The sequence below is a fragment of the Legionella fallonii LLAP-10 genome (genome assembly GCF_000953135.1).
Classification (GTDB): Bacteria; Pseudomonadota; Gammaproteobacteria; order Legionellales; family Legionellaceae; genus Legionella; species Legionella fallonii.
Genome location: NZ_LN614827.1, coordinates 3,918,384 through 3,936,854 on the forward strand (window position 1 = coordinate 3,918,384; position 18,471 = coordinate 3,936,854).

Here is an 18,471-nt window from a genome sequence, read left to right on the forward strand (position 1 = left end):
ATGTCAGAAAAAATACGCGGTACAGTAAAGTGGTTTAACGAGTCCAAAGGTTTCGGTTTTCTAGAAAGTGGCGGTAAAGATTATTTCGTACACTTTAGTGCAATCCAATGCAGCGGTTTCAAAACTCTTGCTGAAGGCGCCACTGTAATGTTCAAAGCTAGTAATGGCCAAAAAGGTCCTCAAGCTGAAGAAGTTGAAATAGTAGCCTAAATCATTATTACGCCCTATTCTTTATATGATAGAGATATCCTTATAATGAATGGGGCGTTTCTTTATCTGAAATTCTCCAGTTACCACTTAAGATTCGCTCTATTCTGAGCAGACTAATGACTTAAATATTTTATTTAAAATTTCTCCTGAAGAAATAATAAACCACAAGGAGTTTGTGTTATGAGTAAAAAAATCGCAGTTATCGTAGGCAGCCTACGCAGAGAATCTTTAAATCTTAAAATGGCCAAAGTACTAATGTCTCTTGCTCCCGAATCACTCAAGCCAGAAATAATATCTATAGGTGATTTACCATTATACAACCAAGATTTAGATGAGGGAGATAACATTCCTGCTGCTTGGAGCAAATTCCGCGAACAAATGAAATCATGCCAAGGCATATTATTTGTTACTCCTGAATATAACCGCTCGGTGCCCGGGGCTCTCAAAAATGCTATTGATGTCGGATCACGTCCTTATGGCCATAGTATCTGGGGAGGAAAGCCAGCTGCAGTTGTCAGTGTTTCTCCTGGTGCTATTGGTGGATTTGGAGCAAACCATCATTTAAGACAATCATTTGTATTCCTTGACGTTCCAGTATTGCAACAGCCGGAAGCCTATATAGGATTCGCAGGAAATTTATTTAATGACAAGGGAGAGCTTACTAATGAAGATACTCGCCTATTCTTAAGCAAGCTGATGACCACTTTCGCTAATTGGGTGGAAACAATCGTTCGGGCAGAGTAATCATTCACATAATGGCGTCAACTTAGATAAAATTGTCGCCTGGATGGAGTAAATCGTAATCCGGGATCAAGGCTCGAATCAGATTTCGCTCTCGGGTTAGGGCTGCACCTTCCCCCAGGCTCCATCCCTTAAGTTGACCTCATTAGGGGAACGCTACTCATTTATTCCTTCAATTGAAGTCATTAAGAACCCAGCCTCGTTCGGAAAAGGGCTCTATTTAGATATCCCACCCCCATTTATATTGCCTCTATAGATACAAATTGCCTCCAAAGCCTCCATCAAAATCCTAGAAAAGACACTTTATGGTTTTTTTAGTAAGAATGCTCATAAAAATCAATGATCATGAAGTATATTGACTGCAAATATTAATTCGGAATAATCATTTGGTAGGCATTAATCATTCTGATTATTTCTTGTACGCTGTATTGTTATTAACAAGGAGCCAGTCAATTCAGCAAGAGACGTTCTCTTTGTCATTACCGAACCTAGTTTATTCTCACGTCGACAGTGGCGAAAGGAGAATGAGATAATTTATACACAACTTACGCAGGACATGTAAACGTTACTTTATGCCAGGCAAAAAATTGCCTGGCGCAGTCATCCAGAGGTGCTTGCGACGAAGAATCTCCTGAATCAGGCACAACGCGTTTTACAGGAGAGCCTTCGTTACGTTCGAGATGACAGGAATAGCAAAAGTAGCAACTACTGGATGTAGTTCAAGACAGTTGCTACGTTGGTTGCTTAGATTAATGTTGTACGCTCTTTTTGCTATCACCTAACAACCAATCTTTACTTACATTAAGTTCATCAGCAACTTTTTGCATGGCGTTGTTACTAAAGGCAACGATACCATTTAATAAAGCTTCAATTTGAAATGGCGGTAATTTAAATAATTTAGCACACACTTGAACGCGCTCAGCCATTAAAGCAGGAACACCAAGTTCGTCTAATTCATAATTCAAACGTTCAGCTAATTTTTTGTTTGGCATGGTCATCTCCTCTTTGCTTTTTATCAGTGTAAAACACCAAAGCTTAAGAGTTCATTAACAAAATTATTTTTTATAAAAAATAATTTTGCACTGCACAAAAATCATGACGGCATATCTGGAAAAGGAATAATATGAACCCTAATAATATCCTCTATAGAAAGCAAGTTTTTAACCAACCTCTCCAGATGCTCTTTACTCCCTGAGATATCGATAAGATTAACCGCAATATTCTCTTTAGAGGTATTTACCATACGCTCAATATTGTAACTCAGTTGGGAAACTCTCTGCGTACAATGAGCGATCACCCCAGGTTGATTATGATTGATGACAACAAGACGATAACAATTAGGCATCTTTGTTGCTGATAAAAATGTATCAGGATAATTAATTGAATGCTCAATAGTCCCAAACTCAAGATAATTAGAGATGTTACGAATTACCATTTCCGCTGAATTCGCTTCTGCTTCAGTAGTACTTGCTCCCAAGTGAGGAAAGCTTAATACTTGCGGGTGAGCAGCAAGGCTAGGGGTCGGAAAATCGGTAATATAGCCTAGAAGATTTTGCGTTTCTAATTGATGAATTATTGCTGCTTCGCTAATTACTTGCTCTCGCGAAAAATTAAGTAACAATGCCTGTGATTTTATGAATGGGGCATTTTTTTCATTAATCAGATAAGTAGTATCTGCAGTTAAAGGTACATGCAAGGTAATAATATCAGCACTGGAGAGTACTGTATTCAGATCAATAGTTTTCTCTACACTAGGCATTAATGCTAAAGCATTGGTAAGCGTCATATGAGGATCATAGCCTAATACACGCATACCTAAGGCATGCCCCGCATTAGCGACCTTAACACCTATATTCCCTAATCCTATTACCCCCAAGGTTTTTCCTGAAATTTCATGGCCTACAAATTTCTTTTTTTGCGACTCAATTTCTCGAGATAATGACTCTTTGTCCTGCTCTCCTAGGCGACTTAAAAATGTCCTTGCTTCATCCAAATGACGATAGCCAATTAACATCGCAGCCAATACCAGTTCCTTAACAGCATTGGCATTTGCTCCAGGAGCATAAAATACAGGGATACCCAGAGTCGTCAAAGAAGCCACTGGAATATTATCGGTACCCACACCCGCGCGTCCTACTGCTTTAAGCTGCCCCAAAAAAGAATGATGGTGCAGTTGACGAGAGCGAACTAGAATAACATCAGGATCATCAAAATTGCTCCCTACTAGATACTTGGACGGAGCAAACAGGGTTAATGCCGTTGGTGCGATATTGTCAAGAATTTGTATGTTGAACATTATCAAGGCTCCTTAACTAGAACGAGGCCCTTTTGTAGGTCACTTAGTCCCTGCTCGTAATAAGCACGGAACTCCCCTGTAAGAGCTAATTGTTCTTCATGAGTTAAACCTAACGCCAATACAGGCAATAAATTGCTATGTTGAATGTAAAAATAAGAATGCTCCTGCACCCAAGTTTTGGGAGACGCCCCAGCATAACCAACAAATCGGGTCACCGATGTTTGCGCCTCCCAATCAGTGTATCCATCACCTAACAATAAAGAATGCTCTTTCGCATTTAAAATTTTGCTTATTTGTAAGGATTTACCTTTGGGCTTGACTAAATCACTATGCTCATCAAAGCCTTCGTATCTCCCATCCACATTAAAATAGACATCAACGGCCAATATTCTACTCTCGGGAATACCAAGCTGTTCTGCTAAAGGTAAAATAGCTGATTTAATACCCGCAGAAATTATATAAATTTTTTTCCCAAGATGATTAAGAAGATTGATGACTGCACGCGCCCCAGGAGCACAATGAGTGTCGTACTGTTTAGCCAGTTGCTTTATTTGTTCTTGGCTTGGCTTAATAAAGTCTAATCGCCTTCTATAGTCTGCTACGGTAAGCCCTGCGGTCGACATACATCGCTGTGTTATTTCATGTACATGCTGTGCAACGCCATTCATAGTAGCTAATAAATCGACTCCTTCAATCAATGATAAGGTACCATCCCAATCGAAAAAGAAGACATCAATTGGAGTTTTAGGTTGCCATAAGTCAGAGTCTATATAGGACATAAATCCACCATTAGGGTGCTGCAAAGAAACGTAAAAATTCAATGAGTCGTTTTACATCATGCAAACTAATCGCGTTATAAAGACTAGCTCTTGCTCCTCCAACGCTACGATGTCCTTGTAAATACAATAGCCCTTGTTGTTCTGCTGCTTTGAAAAAAGAGGGCTCTTGCTCAGAATCAGTTAACGTAAATGGCACATTAAGGCGAGAACGATACTGCGGCATGACCGCATTATGATAGACATTGCTCTCATCAATATATTGATACAGTAACTGTGACTTTTGCTCACTGCGTGTAGCCATGACCGCGACGCCGCCTTTATCCTCAAGCCAATCCAATATCAAAGAAGCAACATAGAAAGCAAAAGTAGGCGGTGTAGCGGCAAGGGAATGGTTTTTGTCTTGTGTTGCATAGTGAAAAACCACAGGTGTTTCAGGAAGCGCCCTATCAAATAAATCGCGGCGCACCATAACTAAAGACATACCCGCTATACCCAGATTTTTTTGAGCGCAGGCATAAATACATCCTAATCGTGAAAAATCAATCGCTCTTGAGAAAATGTTGGAGCTCATATCGCTCACCAACACCATGCCATCAATTTCAGGTACAAACGGAAACTCAACACCACCTATAGTTTCATTATCTGTAAAATGTAGAAATGCTGCGTTTTGTTGAATGTCCCAGGTACTTACCTCGGGAATAGTCGTGAAGTTCTGTTTTGCGCCGCTAGCAGCGAGGTGAACATCAATATATTTTCGGGCTTCATTGATAGCCATGGTTGACCAATAACCTGTTTCAACATAGTTCGCATGAGAAAAGCCTCGAACTAAATTCATAGTAGCCATGGCAAATTGAACTTGAGCCCCTCCGGGTAAAAATAAGACACCAAATTCGTCAGGAACTTTTAAAATACGACGTACAGAGGCCTCTAGTTTTTCACCTAACGCAGAAAACTCTGTAGTCCTGTGCCCTAGCTCCAGAATGGAAACGCCGGTATCGTGCCAATTTAATAATTCATTCCCTATCGTTTTTAGCACCACTTCGGGAATTGCGGCAGGCCCAGCATTAAAATTGATTGGTCTTTTTCTCATAAATAACAAGACATCCTTATTAGGTCATTACAAAATTAGAAAAAATACTATTAGATTACGATTATAGTACAAAGCAAAATACTTTGCTGATGACGAGGCGCTATGCCAAACAAATCGCAGCTTAGGAGATTAGGCATAATTAGCGATTAAAAAGAGTATAGATTCTTTTTCCTATCCAAAACAAGATGAGACACAAACAACCCCACAGCAGGATTAATGGTAAAAAATAAACAACAAATTGAATTAGACTGTAGGTAAAATTGCGTAACCCATCAATTAAATTGACATAAGCCCCCTTGAATACTTCAGCAATTCTCCATTGCTTTTGATATTCGCTCTGAATGCTCGGATTCATATTCAAAGTAATCGTGATTAAAGATAAGGCTACTGATTCTTTATAGTATTTTATTTGCCCTACAAGGACATCTATCTGTCCTTGAGTCTCACTCAGCTGTTGATGTACTTTAAGCACATCTTCAGTTTTAGTTGCCCCCAACATAATTTTCTCAAGCTGGCTTTTTGACTGCTGCAAGTTTTCCAGCTGACTTTGTAAGTTGACATATTGTTGGGTAATATCCTCACCGCTCACAGTCTCCTGGGTCACTTGTGTTGCGAGTGATTTCAACTGTTTTAATACACTATTTAAACCTTCCGCAGGAACTCTAATACTGATTTCAGCAGAAGTATTGCCTGTATTCTGACTGACATTAGAACGAACAACATATCCTCCTGAAGTATTAGCCATGTTGGCAATAGTATCTATGGCCTGATTTATATTACTTACCTGTAATGTGATATTTGCATTACGAATAATCATCCGTCTCATGATGTTTTCTTGAGGAGGAGATGTTGGTGGTGTGCCGGGAGTCATTGCTGCATTATCCAATTTGGCATAAGCAATCATAGGAGAGGCGCCTCCAGGAACAGAGGAAACTCTGCCGCCATACATTGTTGCACCAGTAACACGGAATAGGGAAGAATATGCACCATATAATAAGGACAAAACACCAATAAAAGCTAATAAATAAAGAGCGCCCTTCTTCATCATTAATGTCCTTTTTTAATCAATAGTGAATAAAGCCAATAATCTTTTAACTTCATAATGTTGTGTGAACTAGTATTTTAAAGCATAGCAAAGATTAAATTAAAGACAAAAATGGAGCTCAGTTTATTAGGGGCAAGAAAACAGCAACTGCCTTAAATTATCAAGACAATCGCTGCATGCAAAAAACTACGGTCTTGCACGGAGTTTATTATTTTGGGCCTGCAAGATCTCCTCCTGCATCGTTATAATTTTCTCCAAATATAACGCTTCTTTACTACCTTCATCTTTATTACATGACTCTTTTTCTTGCGGAGTCAATCTAAGTAGCAGTTGAATGTACTCATCAGAGGCTTTCTGTGTTTTTTTCGATAACGTGGTTCGTAAAGTGCCACGCAACACTAACTCAATTAGATTAGAATGATCCTCTCGTTTTCCCACTAATGAATGGCTTAGTAAGGAGCTATATTTGTTGGTCGCAATTTGCTGTTGTATATCGATAAGTACCTCTTGAATTTCTTTTAGAAATTGATTCAATCCGTCAATAGGACTGCTCCGCCCTAAAGATACCTCGCGGAGTATTTGCAGGCATCTATCGCCATAAATTTTTTCTAACACATCATCTAAATCATTAGCAACTGAGGGTAATTCAACAGTGGAGTTTAGACTCTCCAAAAGATGAGTACCACAAAGTAGGCTTCTACGCTTTTTGCTGAATCGACTATTTTGGTAGATAGTTTTATCCACTACTGCAGGAGTAAAACTACTATGACATGCTTCGGTGACGCATTTATCATCACATACATGACGGCCACGTCCATGCTGCAGATGAGTATGGCCTCTTACGGGAATGAACATTGTTTTATAGTAAGCGACTAATGTATAAAAAAACAAATCCACCCGTCGGTTAGAGTGTTCAATCACATTATCTTTTGACATAGCCAATAATGCGCTTTGCTCATTCTGATTCTGTCTTAATGCCTCATTGGAATAAGGTAATGCAAGCGCGGCGCTATAATTGTCTACATAATCAAAGCGCTTACGCCTTTTGTTAGTAAATTGTCTACGCTCTTCTTTTTTTAGCTGCGCAAAAAACTTGTCTGTTGGAGCAGTTTGAGAATGAGTAGCTGGTGTACCAACCTTTTTTTCTTGATGAGCTACTATAGGTTCTTGTTCGACGCTGACGGAGTGCACACTAGATGTGGACCGTTGAGGAGTGAAAAAACTACTTTTTTGTGTCCTTATTTGAGGCTTTGTACCACTTATGAATCGTCGCATCATGGTTTTCTCCCTGAATAGCCATTAGCTTATAGTAGTTAAACCAACCGAGCAGAATCTTTCTCTCTAGAGGCTCAAATCTATGATTTTAAAAATTCAATACATAATAAGTTGTCTTGCCTCCTTTTCATTAAGAGCTGTCCTTTTACAATACATAAACATCTACACAAACTCAAACAGTAAAAATCATAATATGAAGAAATAGTAATGATGCTCTACAAATAACGTGCAACACATGCGCCCCATGTCGGCCCAACTTGGGGTATTACACTCTCAAATTGAGACAAAACCCTTAATAGTTTCTTAAGAAAAATTTAATATACTCGCGCAATCGTTCTGGATTGCGCGGACTAATACATGCCTTATATTAATAGTAGTTTACTCAAGAATATCCCCGAATATCTTCGTGACACAATGGCTTACTACCCGGATGTAATTCTTTGGCAACTCAATGAAATACAGTATAATAATTTGTGGAACCAATTAATTTCAGCCCGCTATCTTTATACGAATGGATATGAAATAAGACCTACTAACTGGTTCATGTATGTCTTGCAAACGATTAAAGGCTGGCTTGGTTTTGAAAACTACTGCCATCCAGAAAAAGTTTCCTATACTTTGAACAAACTGGCTTATTATGGCTATACAAAACAATTTCCTCAACCCGATTTTTTGCCCCTGTCCTATTACCATAGGTTATCTGAAGTTAAGGACTTGGTAGTACGTAATTACAATGATCTAACTACAGCACAATTACAGTGTGAACTTATTAAAAGTTATTTTAGGCTCGAACCACATCTTAATGTGAACTCTCAAAGACTTAACCCACATCACCAGTTTGGTGAAAGTTGGGCAAAAATAAATGCCTTTGCACTAATCCCTCAATTAGATCCGCAAAATGACAGTTTAATTGCCGAAGTGATCGCAGTTCTTGACCAAAGCAATATCTCGCCAACAGACATTGTTTTTTTACCTAATAGCAAATATGCACAAGCAGCCGCATGCTATTATTGTAACAAAGCGCAGAATACCCCCATTCCTTCTTTTTTGGGGCGACTATTTTGGACTGATCCGCGCCCAGACCTATTTGCAAAAGCATTGGTCTATGATCCAGAAATTGCCAAGAACAATGTGCAAAGCTTTATTGAGCATCATATTGCCCAAAGAGAATATCAAAGTGCTTTTAATTTAATTGATTCATTGACAGATTCCAAATTAATCCTGAATTACTTGCTGACTATTCCACAAACAGAGCGTCTTGCCTTAATTCAAAAAGATTCATCCATAGCAGCTATCCTGGTGAAATACCATTTAGAAAAAAAACAATATACCCTAGCACAACAATTGTACTCTAATATTGAAGAAATTAGCCCGGAAGCATCTTTTTCTATAGCCATTGAAGAGAAAAATTATGTAAAAGCTTATGATGTATTTAAAAGACATGAATCGACTATTGTGTTTTCTACGTCCGAACGTCAAAAATTAGCTCAAATTTTTTTTGATGCTGCAGAAAAAAAATATGATCTAGCTAAAAATCATAGAGCTAAAAAAGAATGGAATGATGCACTACAGAATTATCATTTTAGCCTTATTCAGAAAAAAGCAGCACATCATTTAAACCCAACCGAAAAAAACTTAGAAGAGGTATACATTCATAAGCGTTTGTATGCAAAAGCATTAATTGATGCTGATTTAGATTTATACCAACCAGAGCAAAGTGATATTGCTACTATTAAAAAGGCTATTACTCTTTTGAGAGAATGCCATTCGACAGATAAAGAAGAACAATGCTTGCAGACGGTTGCTCTTGCTAATGGGCTCATGCGTCACATTGATACTCTACGTGAAACAATTTCTTTTTCTTATCCCCCAACGGATCTTTCTCAGTTAAATGAGCATAAAAACAAACATCAACAAGCTATAGCCACCTTTATCAAAACATTAAAAGAATTAATCACACTATTGGAAGGAACCAAAGACAAAGAGTTATGCCTAAAACTAGGAAAAGCACATTTTCTATTAGCTGACGCCCAACTGTATTTTGATATTACGGCTGCCGATATCAACCAACATTATCAAATGGCGATGCAAGCTGTACCTGAAAATCCATTTTATACACTACGCGTTGCCGAACTATTTGAAACAGAAAAAGACAAGCTACAACCAATTGGAGTAGATCATCTGAAGAAGATGGGATATCAAGTCATAGACTACGTGCACTGGTTTGATGAACGCTGGGTGAAAAGAGACGATATTATTTATGATATAAAAGACATTCATCAACCGGCTGTAAAGCCATCTCAAGCAAACAAGTGGAGTTTAGGGTTCTAAAAACAACCTACATCGAGTTGATGTAAAAATGAAGATAGTGCTAGACATCTCCCCAGTCCGTTCATACTGAGGAGGCGCTTTTTTGTCCCGTTTCGAAGCATACACACAAGATTTTTATCTGAATGGATGGCTTCGAAACGAGGTCCCCCCCCCCACACACATCAACACGAACGGTTCCGAAGTCGGTAACATTCTTATCCGAAAATGACGTTAAGTTAACGCCACCATTTGACTCATAAAAAAACAAAAAGAACGAATCAATATCATTTGTTTTAGTAATTTAATATTCCTTTAAGGTTTCTCCTTTATAATGACGCCTGCAGTTAAGCAATATCGAGATTCGAAACCAACACAAAATCAGAGGCTCGTCATCGGTAGAACTGCTTTTTTAAGTTAACTTTACAAGGAGACAATCAATGTCCGCTACTCTATCTTTAACTCGTGGCTACGGTTCTTTTTTTTGGGGATGTGCCAAATTTGCCGTATCTCCTTACACTTCTACATTCTTAGGAATTGCAAGTGCCAATGGATGTAGAGAAGAAGACTCTCTTGAACATGTAGCCGCAGCGGCTGTTGTTTGTGGCATTCTTACCTTCGTAGTACCTATTCTACCGATTATTTCAGCATTCACTACTACATTATCTATGATTGCCGCATCGCTTGCCGCTCTTAGTATGATCGCGACTTATCCATTTGCTATTGCTATTGATGCATGCACTGGAAAGAGCTGTGAGGAAGAGTTTGAACTTGAAAGTGGATCTGTTTTAGCAATATAGATTGCTGCATCGGGAGAAGAGCCCAGGTAACTTGTCTAATGCGTCAACCTAAGCTTTTTTAACATAGGTTGGCATCATTAGGTCAATAGTTAAGAACGACTACTTGGGTTTTTTCTCGATTTACTTGCTCCATAGCATTAGCACCTAACTCTATATATCCACATGAAAAAGTGCGACTTTTCCCAAAAAGCAATTAATTGCCGCTTCTTTCCTAATATTTTTTAATATTTCTCGATTATAATGTGAACACTCGTCATTGATAGAACGACTTCTTGAAGTTAACTCATCAGGAGACAATGAATGTCAAATACTCTAGCATTAACTACTGGTTATAGTTCTTTCTTTAGAGACTGTGCAAAATTTGCCATCTCGCCGTACACTACTACTTTTTTTGGAATTGCCAATGCAGGGAACGGTAGCAAGGCTGAGAGCCTTGATAATTTAGCTGCAGCTACAGTGATGAGTGGAATTCTCACCTTCGTAATACCAATTTTACCTGTTCTTACTACAATAACTTGCGTATTTGCAGCAATAGGGGTATTCCTTGCGGTAGGCAGCCTGTTTATCACTTATCCCTGTGCCATTGCTGCTGATATCTGCGGCGCACCAGATATCCCTTGCTATGAAGAATCTCGAGTGCAACCTTCTTTTTAATAAATATTGTTCTATGAATTGGTCAATAAGCTCTTAGCAATATAATTCTTACTTACTCTTGGCTCAAATGTGTTCTTCGTTCCTGCATGGTTTCAACACTATTGATAACCGTTTGGCGACAAATTTCTTTCATTACAGGGATTTCTTTCAATGGGGTGCCTTCGCGAATAGTATAGGCAATAAGGAAACTATCTTGCCATGTTTTTTCATTTTTCCGTGGTTTTGCTTTACTCCACAGTGCTACCCACAAAAAATGAAATTGCCATTTATTCCTATTTAACTCCATCTCTTCGGTAAATACAGCATCCATAGCATCAGCCATACGACACACCTTCACCCCCTCAACAAAGCTGCTGTTATGATTGACAATTTTATCGACTATTGGATTTTCTATATACCAAGACTCGGTAAACGCTTTACTTTTCAACCAGGCTTTGGAGCGCTGCAGCGCTTCCTGAATAACTTCTTGAGTAAAGGGAACGATTTGCACACTTAATTGCTCAAAAAGATAATCCAGATCCAGCTTATGGGGTCTGAATCGAAATCCTAATAATTCTTGGATTTCTAGAAAATGCAGATAAGGGATATCGCCGCGCGCCACAGTTACAGCAAGAAAATGTTCTATTATTAATTCAAAATAATGGCCGTCTACTTCTCGTAAGGTGACATTCTCAGCGAAGGCCTGCTTATAATAATCTTTTACATCTGCCGCAGAAATTATTGGTGTTATCCATGCATCTTTAATACCCGAACTTTCATTGACTAGCAAACCACAAAGTCTGTTTTTTTTATTTTTGCGTACTTGAATAAAAATACCCTGCGAACCACTGCCATCGACTTCGGTCGCTCTAATGAGTATTTTAGGACAAGTAGTCTCATGCGCAAATATAACGCCTTTTTTACGCTGCATCTTAATCCAGCGATCAAAAGTCGAATGATATGATTCATCATACCAATATTTGATAATTTGTAAGCGAGAGAGGGAAGTGGAAGTCAACGTAATTTCTTCCATTAACAGATCTAAGGTGGCCGCAGCAATAGCTCTGACCTCTGCTTTAGGGTGCAACAAGATCAATAAAGCGATTTCCCGCCCTTCTTCAATATTATATAAATCAATAATTAAATCGGCAAAAAACTCAGGGGGCATAGCATAACTTTGTGCGAAGAAATTCTCTGCTATATCAAAGACAGACAGATCCGATAACTCATGAATTAGATCTCTAATTGATTCTAAATGAGATGATGGATCTCCTTCGCCAATGACATCGTCTTCATTACTGGCTAATTCAAAATAAGCATCTTTTAACTCTTGGGTTAATTCAACATGCACCTCATAAAATGCATTTAATACCGGGAGCCAAAAGCTTAACGAGTGTTTATTGGTATTAATTAACTCAGCTAATAGATTCATTAATTGATTTAAAGATTTCACTCCGAGTTTATTATTCGCATCCACTGCAGCCTGCAATTGAGCAACGCAAATGTCCAAAGCGAAAATACAAGCCGAATAAAGCGGCGGATTTTCGTGAACCAGTTCCTCTTCCAAATTATTAATAAGCTCTATAAGCTCGAAGGCAAATTCTGGGTGTAGGAAAAAAGGGGTATATAGCTGAGGATCAGGATCGTCATTTTGCTCAATCAATGCCGCCATTTCTGCAAGTACATGATGCAATTCTTCAGAGGAGATAGTCATGCTGTTTTAGGTACCTGTCTTGGTTTTCCACGTTCATCTATGGCAACAAAAACAAACACACCTTCAGTCACTTGATATTGCTCATTTAGGACCACTGAATAGGCCCATACTTCAACACCAACGGTCATTGAAGTATTTCCTTGCTTGAGCAATTCGACATGACAACTAACGACATCCCCCACATGGACAGGTTTTAAAAAGGTCATGGAGTGGATTGCCACCGTAGCAACTCGTCCTCGAGCCAACTTTTTTGCCAATACTCCAGCGGCTAGATCCATTTGGGAGACTATCCATCCCCCAAATATATCGCCATTTGCATTGGTATTTGACGGCATTGCCAAGGTCTGAATAGTTAATTCTCCTTTAGGCATTTTTATCATCATTATCCACCACGCTTAAGCTTAGCTAAAGCATCAGCCATAGCCGTATTAAAAACCGTCTTTTTCACTGGTTCCGCTTTTTTAGGCGCTTCAGGCTTTCTCTTGGATTCCGCCTTTTTACCCTCTGGCTGCTTTTTAGGCTGCTGGGTTTTAACTACTTTCTTCTGAGCAGGAGCCGAACTTTCGTCTTCTAATTTCATGCTCAGACCTATACGCTTCCGTTCCTTATCTACCTCAACAACTTTTACTTTAACTATATCACCCGCTTTAACTACCGCGCGAGGATCAGTAATAAAACGATTAGTCATTGCAGAGATATGCACTAGACCATCTTGATGCACACCAATATCGACAAAAGCACCGAAATTAGTCACGTTACTCACGACCCCCTCAAGAATCATTCCTTCGTGCAAATGATTAATGTCCTCAACACCCTCTTTAAATTGAGCCGTCTTAAATTCAGGACGAGGATCGCGCCCTGGCTTTTCCAGCTCACGTAAAACATCTCGTATGGTGGGTAGTCCATAATGCTCATCAACATATTGCTCTGGCTTAATACTGTTGAGCAACTCTCTATTACCTATTAAATGAGGAATATCAACTTTTTTATCCGTAATTATTTTTTCTACCAAAGGATAAGCCTCAGGATGAACACAAGAAGCATCTAAGGGATTATCACCATTCATGATGCGGAGAAAACCCGCAGCTTGTTGGAATGCTTTTTCTCCCATTCGATTCACATTCTTTAATTGATTTCTATTAACGAATACCCCATGTTCGTCCCTATATTGCACTATATTTTTTGCTAAAGACTCATTAAGCCCGGAAATATGCGCAAGTAAAGCGGCTGAAGCCGTATTAATATCGACACCCACAGCATTCACACAATCCTCAACAACACCATCGAGGCTGCGTGCGAGGCGAGCCTGATTCACATCATGCTGGTATTGACCTACCCCAATTGATTTTGCTTCTATCTTTACTAATTCGGCCAAAGGATCTTGCAATCTTCTGGCAATAGAAACAGCCCCTCTTAAACTCACATCTAAATCAGGAAACTCATTAGTTGCTATTTCTGAAGCAGAGTAAACAGAAGCCCCTGCTTCACTCACCATCATCTTAGTAAGTTGCATATCAGGATACATTTTTATCATATCCGCAACTAATCGCTCCGTTTCACGAGAGCCAGTCCCATTACCTATACTGATTAGAGTGACTTCATGTTTTACCGCCAACTTCGCCAGTTCGGCAATGGACTGATGCCATTCGTTCTGTGGAGCAAATGGAAAAATAACAGTGAAATCGAGTAACTTACCAGTAGTATCTACAACAACAACTTTCACGCCAGTACGAATACCGGGATCAAGACCTATAGTAACTTTTGGCCCAGCAGGAGCAGCAAGAAGTAAATCACGTAAATTCCTAGAAAATACCTTAATTGCTTCCTCATCGGCCATCTCACGTAACCGAGTCAGCAATTCTAACTCTAGCTTGGTGAATAACTTTACCTTCCAAGTCATGCGTACGGTTTCCATCAACCAGCTATCCGCATTTCTCTGTTGATCCACTATGTTGAAATATTCAGCTACTTTATTTTCACCATAATTAGCATCTGCTTCTGATAAAGTGAGGCTTATTTGTAAAACACTCTCTCTACGACCACGGAATAAGGCTAAGGCTCGGTGGGATGGAATTTTTTTAATCGCCTCAGAATAATCTAAATAATCAGCAAACTTATTAGCAGTTTCTTTTTTCTTACTGCTGCCCACTGATTTAACGATAGCGTGTTGCCATAAATATTCACGTAATTCATTAATTAGCTCAGCATCTTCGGCAAAATGCTCCATCAATATATGGCGAGCACCTTCAAGAGCAGCCTTCGCATCTTCCACGGCGTGCTCCGCGCTAATATACTTTATCGCTTCTTCATCAGGAGATAGGATTGGATTATTCCATAATGCCTGCGCCAAAGGCTCTAGCCCCGCCTCAATAGCTATTTGCGCCTTAGTACGCCGCTTAGGCCTAAATGGTAGATATAAATCTTCCAGGCGCGTTTTGGTATCCGCAGCTAAAATAGCCTGTTCTAATTCAGGCGTTAATTTCTCTTGTTCTTGGATGGACTGTAAAACAACTGCTCGTCGCTCATCCAATTCACGCAAATAAATTAATCTCTCTGCAAGAATACGTAATTGCACATCATCAAGGCCCCCTGTTGCCTCTTTACGATAACGAGCAATAAAAGGAACTGTTGCCCCTTCATCTAGCAGACGAATAGCAGTCTCTACCTGCGTTACTTTGACTTTAAGTTCTTGTGCAATAATCGCAGCTGACGTCAACTTCTCTTGAGCCATTCACATCCCCGTAATACATGATAAAAAATCGCCACATTATATACTCATCGCAGTCCACATTGCGATATAAAATATGTCCACACTACTAACAAACCCACTTAACAACAAAACTACTCTGTCATCCAAAATAGAACTGAGGAGCTCCAGAGTAAGGCTTCGCGCCCACCCACAAGGAGATTCTTCGCTAGGCTCTGAATGACAACCTTTGGCCTATTATACTGAATTTACTTTTTTCTAATAGACCATACACTATCTTTGATTTTGCTTACCCCTCTTTGAAAGAGGTGGTCATCTAAATTTTTTTCACGTTCAGAAGATTTTATACATTGAATTTCTGAGCATTGATCGCGATATAATTGAATCACTTCCTCATCAGAAACACTAAAAGGAGGCCCCTCCATTTCGTGCTGATTATAACTTAGCGTTTTAAGTAAAATAGCTCCCCGTGGTTTAAGCCACTGCAAACAACTATCAACATAACCAGCTCTTAACTTTTCAGGTAATGCAATTAAAGCAGCCCGGTCATAAATGGCATCAACAGGGGCAATAAGAGAGGGAGCTAAGGCAAAAATATCGGCAACCCATAAACTGATAGAAGGTGTAAAATAATGGGATATATGACCTAATGTTTCATGCTGCAAGTCTAACTGGTGTTGGGCAGCGAATTGCTTCACAGCGTCCTCACTTAACTCGATACCAATAACATTGAACCCCTGCTGAGCTAGCCAAAGCATATCAAGACTTTTTCCACACAAGGGAACGAGTATTGTTGCATTAAGTGCATTGTGCAAACTGGGCCAATAAGCAATTAAATCCGGATTTACTTCTTCCCTATGAAAGTGAGTACGCCCTTCGCGCCACAACTCGACCCAAAACTGTTGCCCTTTATTCACTCTACAGTCACCGATTTAGCAAGATTTCGTGGTTGATCCACATCAGTCCCTTTGGCAACAGCAACGTGATAAGCTAAAAGCTGCAGAGGAAGCGTATAGACTATGGGGGCAATCCAAGTACCACAAGAAGGCACTTTGATTAATCGAGCACCACTGGGCTCCCACGTTTGCCCATCGTCAACAAAAACGAATAATTGACCGCCGCGCGCACTGACCTCATGTAAATTAGATTTTAACTTATCGAGGAGCTCATCATTTGGTGCCACGGCAATAACCGGCATGTCTTTATCGACTAAAGCTAAAGGACCATGCTTTAGCTCCCCAGCAGGATAAGCTTCTGCATGGATGTAAGAGATTTCCTTTAATTTTAGGGCACCTTCCAATGCCACAGGATATTGCACTCCTCGTCCTAAAAATAAGGCATGTGCTTTATTAACAAATAAAGAAGCTAAAGACTCAATTTCCGTATTCATTTGTAACACACGTTCACAGCACGCGGGTAGTTCTTGTAACTGTTTTAATACCGTCGGTGAACGCTCATCCTCACAAAGGGCAACTGCCAACATAAGAAACGATGCCAACTGTGTTGAAAACGCTTTAGTAGACGCAACGCCAATCTCTATACCAGCACGAGTGAGAAAGACGCAATCAGCCTCTCTAACTAAGGTACTTGTTGCTACGTTACAAATAGCTAAACTAGCTAAGTAATTCAAGGTTTTTGCTTTATGTAAAGCAGCCAGGGTATCCGCTGTTTCACCTGACTGAGATACAGTAATAAATAAGGTTCCTTCTGGAACGACGACATCTCTATATCGATATTCACTAGCAATTTCTACTTGCGTAGGAAGTCTTGCTAAAGACTCCAGCCAATACTTGGCGATCATTCCAGCATGATAGCTAGTACCACAGGCAACAATATGAATTTGTTTTACTTGTGGAAATATATGGGATGCACGTTCGCCAAAACTAGCCCTCAATACCTCTAGACTATTAATTCTTCCTTCGATGGTATCTGTTAATACTTTGGACTGTTCAAATATTTCTTTCAGCATAAAGTGTCTGTAAGGACCTTTGCTAGCAACTTCGGCATCGTTATTTAATGGATGTATCACTCGCTCAACTTGGCTACGAGCAAAATTATAAACTTTCACTTCATGTGCAGTAAGACAAGCGCTATCGCCTTCTTCTAGATAAATAACTGCTTGAGCAAAAGCTCTTAATGCGAGCGCATCAGAAGCAATAAAATTTTCCCCTATACCCAGTCCAAGAACTAAAGGACTGCCTTTGCGAATGGCAACTAACTCCTGAGGTCTTTGTTGATGAATAACCCCCAAAGCAAAAGCACCATGCATCTCGGCTGCTGCAGTTTGCACAGCGAGTAATAAATTTTCATGCTGAATGTAATGAAAATGGATTAAATGAGCCGCAACTTCTGTATCTGTTTCAGAGGTAAATTGATAACCACTTGCAATAAGTCGCTGGCGTAAATGATCATGATTTTCAATAATGCCATTATGAACCAAAGCAATTTGGCCATGGGATAAATGGGGGTGAGCATTTTGCTCCGACGGCTTACCATGAGTTGCCCAACGAGTGTGGGCAATACCAAGATTACCCGCTACTGCTGTTTCTTGCATCGCATCAGCCAGATTCTGTACTTTCCCTTGCATTCTTACCCTTTTTAAACGGGAGTGATAATCAATCACAGCAATACCAGCCGAATCATAACCTCTATATTCCAGTCGACGCAGACCCTCTAGCAAAACTTTGCTAATATCACGTTCTGAAACAGCACCCATAATCCCACACATAACCGACTCCTCATTAGTGACTACTTTTTGTAGACTCACTTATTTATTTTTATTTAGATTTACAAAAAATGCCAATTACGCTCTATTTTTTTCTTCATACAGAGTCAGATTAAGCGTTTTCATTAGACTTCCTCAGAAACGCTACT

At 39.5% G+C, this 18,471-nt stretch carries 16 protein-coding genes; 5 read left to right on the forward strand and 11 right to left on the reverse strand.

Translation table 11 applies throughout. The features are described from left to right. Positions 1-210, forward strand: a complete 210-nt coding sequence (locus LFA_RS16325) for a cold-shock protein (protein ID WP_045097109.1) — start codon at positions 1-3, stop codon at positions 208-210. A gap of 180 nt (positions 211-390) precedes the next feature. Then, positions 391-954, forward strand: coding sequence for an NADPH-dependent FMN reductase (locus LFA_RS16330; protein WP_045097110.1), 564 nt, complete (start codon positions 391-393; stop codon positions 952-954). Positions 955-1,700: 746 nt separating this feature from the next. Here the strand turns inward: LFA_RS16330 and LFA_RS16335 are convergent. From LFA_RS16335 to LFA_RS16360, 6 genes are all read right to left on the reverse strand, one after another. Then, positions 1,701-1,943 (reverse strand): hypothetical protein, encoded by a 243-nt coding sequence (locus LFA_RS16335; protein WP_045097111.1) that lies wholly within the window; start codon positions 1,941-1,943, stop codon positions 1,701-1,703. 101 nt (positions 1,944-2,044) lie between these two features. Continuing rightward, the gene (locus LFA_RS16340) at positions 2,045-3,247 is read right to left on the reverse strand and encodes a 3-phosphoglycerate dehydrogenase family protein (protein WP_045097112.1); all 1,203 of its coding nucleotides are present in this window, start codon (positions 3,245-3,247) and stop codon (positions 2,045-2,047) included. A 2-nt stretch (positions 3,248-3,249) separates the two neighbouring features. Further along, entirely contained in the window at positions 3,250-4,026 is a 777-nt protein-coding gene (locus LFA_RS16345; RefSeq protein ID WP_045097113.1) for an HAD-IB family phosphatase, read from the reverse strand. 10 nt (positions 4,027-4,036) lie between these two features. Continuing rightward, positions 4,037-5,116 (reverse strand): 3-phosphoserine/phosphohydroxythreonine transaminase, encoded by a 1,080-nt coding sequence (gene serC, locus LFA_RS16350; protein ID WP_045097114.1) that lies wholly within the window; start codon positions 5,114-5,116, stop codon positions 4,037-4,039. A gap of 139 nt (positions 5,117-5,255) precedes the next feature. Next, positions 5,256-6,164, reverse strand: a complete 909-nt coding sequence (locus LFA_RS16355) for a DUF4349 domain-containing protein (protein WP_231865871.1) — start codon at positions 6,162-6,164, stop codon at positions 5,256-5,258. A 183-nt stretch (positions 6,165-6,347) separates the two neighbouring features. Then, entirely contained in the window at positions 6,348-7,439 is a 1,092-nt protein-coding gene (locus LFA_RS16360; protein ID WP_052674019.1) for a hypothetical protein, read from the reverse strand. Positions 7,440-7,793: 354 nt separating this feature from the next. Here LFA_RS16360 and LFA_RS16365 point away from each other — a divergent pair, with 354 nt between their 5' ends. From LFA_RS16365 to LFA_RS16375, 3 genes are all read left to right on the forward strand, one after another. Continuing rightward, a complete protein-coding gene (locus tag LFA_RS16365; RefSeq protein ID WP_045097116.1) occupies positions 7,794-9,767 on the forward strand; it encodes a hypothetical protein in 1,974 nt (657 codons plus the stop codon). Positions 9,768-10,183: 416 nt separating this feature from the next. Further along, complete coding sequence (locus LFA_RS16370) at positions 10,184-10,543, forward strand: hypothetical protein (RefSeq protein ID WP_045097117.1); 360 nt, start codon at positions 10,184-10,186, stop codon at positions 10,541-10,543. Between the two features lie 300 nt (positions 10,544-10,843). Beyond that, a complete protein-coding gene (locus tag LFA_RS16375; RefSeq protein WP_045097118.1) occupies positions 10,844-11,197 on the forward strand; it encodes a hypothetical protein in 354 nt (117 codons plus the stop codon). Between the two features lie 52 nt (positions 11,198-11,249). Here the strand turns inward: LFA_RS16375 and LFA_RS16380 are convergent, their stop codons facing one another. From LFA_RS16380 to glmS, 5 genes are all read right to left on the reverse strand, one after another. Continuing rightward, positions 11,250-12,890, reverse strand: coding sequence for a hypothetical protein (locus tag LFA_RS16380; RefSeq protein WP_045097119.1), 1,641 nt, complete (start codon positions 12,888-12,890; stop codon positions 11,250-11,252). Beyond that, positions 12,887-13,270 carry an acyl-CoA thioesterase gene (locus tag LFA_RS16385; protein ID WP_045097120.1) on the reverse strand — a complete coding sequence of 128 codons (384 nt, stop codon included), beginning with the start codon at positions 13,268-13,270 and terminating at the stop codon, positions 12,887-12,889. The genes LFA_RS16380 and LFA_RS16385 overlap by 4 nt, the downstream gene beginning before the upstream one ends. A 2-nt stretch (positions 13,271-13,272) precedes the next feature. Continuing rightward, complete coding sequence (locus LFA_RS16390; RefSeq protein ID WP_045097121.1) at positions 13,273-15,621, reverse strand: Tex family protein; 2,349 nt, start codon at positions 15,619-15,621, stop codon at positions 13,273-13,275. Between the two features lie 224 nt (positions 15,622-15,845). Further along, entirely contained in the window at positions 15,846-16,514 is a 669-nt protein-coding gene (locus LFA_RS16395) for a thiopurine S-methyltransferase (RefSeq protein ID WP_045097122.1), read from the reverse strand. Continuing rightward, positions 16,511-18,325, reverse strand: a complete 1,815-nt coding sequence (gene glmS, locus LFA_RS16400; RefSeq protein WP_045097123.1) for a glutamine--fructose-6-phosphate transaminase (isomerizing) — start codon at positions 18,323-18,325, stop codon at positions 16,511-16,513. The genes LFA_RS16395 and glmS overlap by 4 nt, the downstream gene beginning before the upstream one ends. Positions 18,326-18,471: the final 146 nt, after the last annotated feature.

Bases quoted from the DNA above. Each gene is read 5' to 3' on its own strand.
- LFA_RS16335 (WP_045097111.1), bottom strand. From the start codon at position 1,943: ATGCCAAACAAAAAATTAGCTGAACGTTTGAATTATGAATTAGACGAA.
- LFA_RS16385 (WP_045097120.1), bottom strand. From the start codon at position 13,270: ATGATAAAAATGCCTAAAGGAGAATTAACTATTCAGACCTTGGCAATG.
- LFA_RS16355 (WP_231865871.1), bottom strand. From the start codon at position 6,164: ATGATGAAGAAGGGCGCTCTTTATTTATTAGCTTTTATTGGTGTTTTG.
- LFA_RS16365 (WP_045097116.1), top strand. From the start codon at position 7,794: ATGCCTTATATTAATAGTAGTTTACTCAAGAATATCCCCGAATATCTT.
- serC (WP_045097114.1), bottom strand. From the start codon at position 5,116: ATGAGAAAAAGACCAATCAATTTTAATGCTGGGCCTGCCGCAATTCCC.
- LFA_RS16390 (WP_045097121.1), bottom strand. From the start codon at position 15,621: ATGGCTCAAGAGAAGTTGACGTCAGCTGCGATTATTGCACAAGAACTT.
- LFA_RS16370 (WP_045097117.1), top strand. From the start codon at position 10,184: ATGTCCGCTACTCTATCTTTAACTCGTGGCTACGGTTCTTTTTTTTGG.
- LFA_RS16340 (WP_045097112.1), bottom strand. From the start codon at position 3,247: ATGTTCAACATACAAATTCTTGACAATATCGCACCAACGGCATTAACC.
- LFA_RS16330 (WP_045097110.1), top strand. From the start codon at position 391: ATGAGTAAAAAAATCGCAGTTATCGTAGGCAGCCTACGCAGAGAATCT.
- LFA_RS16325 (WP_045097109.1), top strand. From the start codon at position 1: ATGTCAGAAAAAATACGCGGTACAGTAAAGTGGTTTAACGAGTCCAAA.
- LFA_RS16380 (WP_045097119.1), bottom strand. From the start codon at position 12,890: ATGACTATCTCCTCTGAAGAATTGCATCATGTACTTGCAGAAATGGCG.
- glmS (WP_045097123.1), bottom strand. From the start codon at position 18,325: ATGTGTGGGATTATGGGTGCTGTTTCAGAACGTGATATTAGCAAAGTT.
- LFA_RS16360 (WP_052674019.1), bottom strand. From the start codon at position 7,439: ATGATGCGACGATTCATAAGTGGTACAAAGCCTCAAATAAGGACACAA.
- LFA_RS16375 (WP_045097118.1), top strand. From the start codon at position 10,844: ATGTCAAATACTCTAGCATTAACTACTGGTTATAGTTCTTTCTTTAGA.
- LFA_RS16345 (WP_045097113.1), bottom strand. From the start codon at position 4,026: ATGTCCTATATAGACTCTGACTTATGGCAACCTAAAACTCCAATTGAT.